The following is a 1,306-nucleotide window of genomic DNA, read 5'->3' on the forward strand; positions in this document are numbered from 1 at the left end:
GTAAGCGGTGTTTTCAGGCCACGGCTTTGAGTTCGGGCTTTGCGGCGTAGGCCCATGGCAGCAGGTCATCGATCTGGCTATTTGAATGGCCGTTGACGATCCTGGTGAGGATGTCTGAGAGATAGGCCAGCGGCTCGACATCGTTGAGTTTGGCGGTCTCGATCAACGATGCGATGGTTGCCCAGTGTTCGGCCCCGGCGTCGGAACCGGCAAATAGCGCATTCTTGCGATTGAGCGCAATTGGCCTGATGGATCGTTCGACGGTGTTGGAGTCGATCTCGATCCGGCCATCGTCGATGAAGCGGGTCAAGCCGTCCCAGCGTGACAAGGCATAGCGGATGGCTTCGGCGAGCTTGGTCTTCAGGCTGATATAGCCGAGTTGTTCACGCAGCCAGGGTGCAAGGCTGTCGGTAATCGGACGACTTTTTTCCTGACGGGCGACACGACGATCCTCGTGGCTCCGGCCACGTATCTCGTCTTCGATACTGTAAAGTTCGGCGATGCGTTTGAGCGCCTCGCTGGCGATGGGTGCGGGACCGGCGGCAGCCAGCTCATAGAAGCGGCGTCGAACGTGGGACCAGCAGAAGGCCAGCGACACGGTGTTCTTTGCCGCGAGCGGGCGATATCCACTGTAGCCGTCGACCTGCAGGATGCCGACGAAGCCGTCGAGATGGGCCATCGGTCGTTCGCCTTTGCGATCTGGCGCATAGACATAGGCGACACCGGGCGGGTCATCGCCCTGCCACGGCCGGTCATCTCGTGCATAAGCCCAAAGCTGGCCGGTCTTGGTTTTGCCACGTCCCGGATCGAGCACCGGGGCTGTCGTCTCGTCGGCGAAGAGCTTGGACGACGACTTCAAATGATCGAGCAGCCGCTGATGAACAGGCCGCAGATGCCAGGCAGCACGACCGACCCAGTCGGCGAGCGTCGAACGATCAAGATCGATGCCCTGACGCTTGTAGATTTGCGCCTGGCGGTACAGCGGCAGGTGATCGGCATATTTAGAGACCAGAACCTGGGCGACGGTTGCCTCTGTCGGAATGCCGCCCTCGATCAGCCTTGCCGGGGCCGGAGCCTGGACCACGACCTCCTCGCAGGACCGGCAGGCATACTTGGGACGACGCACCACCAGAACGCGGAACTGGGCGGGCACAATGTCCAGCTTCTCGCTGACATCCTCGCCGATCCGATGCAGGTTATGGCGGCAGCAAGGACAGGCATGGTCATCGATATCGACCACGACCTCGATGCGCGGCAGATGGGCTGGCAGCGAACCCCGGTTCGTGCGCCGCTTGGCGACCTGCGA

General features: G+C 61.6%; 1 protein-coding gene. It reads right to left on the reverse strand.

What is annotated here, in order from left to right:
- Positions 1 to 13: 13 nt before the first annotated feature.
- Positions 14 to 1,306: IS66 family transposase (gene tnpC / locus C7449_RS21475; protein WP_245414480.1), on the reverse strand; the 1,293-nt coding region annotated here is incomplete at its 5' end.

The sequence above is a fragment of the Mycoplana dimorpha genome, assembly GCF_003046475.1.
GTDB lineage: Bacteria > Pseudomonadota > Alphaproteobacteria > Rhizobiales > Rhizobiaceae > Mycoplana > Mycoplana dimorpha.